This window comes from Cupriavidus sp. GW823-FHT07A04 (genome assembly GCF_058794615.1).
In genome coordinates this window covers 1-1,638 of the sequence record NZ_JBXAHA010000053.1, presented here as the reverse complement: position 1 = coordinate 1,638, position 1,638 = coordinate 1, and the positions used below count along the sequence as shown (strand labels likewise).

Sequence of the window (1,638 nt, the reverse complement as noted above, 5' to 3'; positions counted from 1 at the left end):
GGGGTTTCAAGGGAGAGCCTGGCGATTACCTACTTTCACACGGGTATCCGCACTATCATCGGCGTGGAGTCGTTTCACGGTCCTGTTCGGGATGGGAAGGGGTGGTTCCAACTCGCTATGGTCACCAGGCATAAACGGTGGCCGCGCTGAGGGATGCTCAACGCAGCGAATAGGGATGTAGTAGGGGTTGTGCGTATCGGCCAAGCTGCCTTGTTACTGCTGCAGCGGCACGCGACACTCACACCAGGTAGAAACACACTGGTTATAGGATCAAGCCTTACGGGCAATTAGTACTGGTTAGCTTAACGCATTACTGCGCTTCCACACCCAGCCTATCAACGTCCTGGTCTCGAACGACCCTTCAAGGAGCTCAAGGCTCCAGGGAATCCTCATCTTCAGGCGAGTTTCCCGCTTAGATGCTTTCAGCGGTTATCTCTTCCGTACATAGCTACCCTGCGATGCCTCTGGCGAGACAACAGGTACACCAGCGGTACGTCCACTCCGGTCCTCTCGTACTAGGAGCAGCCCCCGTCAAGATTCCAACGCCCACGGCAGATAGGGACCAAACTGTCTCACGACGTTTTAAACCCAGCTCACGTACCTCTTTAAATGGCGAACAGCCATACCCTTGGGACCGGCTACAGCCCCAGGATGAGATGAGCCGACATCGAGGTGCCAAACACCGCCGTCGATATGAACTCTTGGGCGGTATCAGCCTGTTATCCCCAGAGTACCTTTTATCCGTTGAGCGATGGCCCTTCCATTCAGAACCACCGGATCACTATGTCCTGCTTTCGCACCTGCTCGACTTGTCGGTCTCGCAGTTAAGCACGCTTTTGCCATTGCACTTTAGGTACGATGTCCGACCGTACCAAGCGTACCTTCGAACTCCTCCGTTACACTTTGGGAGGAGACCGCCCCAGTCAAACTGCCTACCATGCACTGTCCCCGATCCGGATTCACGGACCAAGGTTAGAACCTCAAACAAACCAGGGTGGTATTTCAAGGACGGCTCCACGCAGACTAGCGTCCACGCTTCAAAGCCTCCCACCTATCCTACACAGATCGGTTCAAAGTCCAATGCAAAGCTACAGTAAAGGTTCATGGGGTCTTTCCGTCTAGCCGCGGGGAGATTGCATCATCACAAACACTTCAACTTCGCTGAGTCTCGGGAGGAGACAGTGTGGCCATCGTTACGCCATTCGTGCAGGTCGGAACTTACCCGACAAGGAATTTCGCTACCTTAGGACCGTTATAGTTACGGCCGCCGTTTACCGGGACTTCAATCAAGAGCTTGCACCCCATCATTTAATCTTCCGGCACCGGGCAGGCGTCACACCCTATACGTCCACTTTCGTGTTTGCAGAGTGCTGTGTTTTTATTAAACAGTCGCAGCCACCATTTTATTGCAACCCCTTCACCCTCCTGGCGCAGGCCAGTCAAGCTACAAGGGCGTACCTTATCCCGAAGTTACGGTACCAATTTGCCGAGTTCCTTCTCCCGAGTTCTCTCAAGCGCCTTAGAATACTCATCTCGCCCACCTGTGTCGGTTTGCGGTACGGTCTCGTATGACTGAAGCTTAGAGGCTTTTCTTGGAACCACTTCCAATTGCTTCGCAGCACTAGGCCGCTCGCCCCA

2 rRNA genes are annotated in these 1,638 nt (G+C 54.0%); both read right to left on the bottom strand.

The features are described 5' to 3' along the window. Positions 1-16: 16 nt before the first annotated feature. Positions 17-129, bottom strand: a 5S ribosomal RNA gene (rrf, locus tag AC1Q7Q_RS40315). A 137-nt stretch (positions 130-266) separates the two neighbouring features. Then, positions 267-1,638: ribosomal RNA gene (locus tag AC1Q7Q_RS40310) — 23S ribosomal RNA — on the bottom strand; the annotation flags it as partial.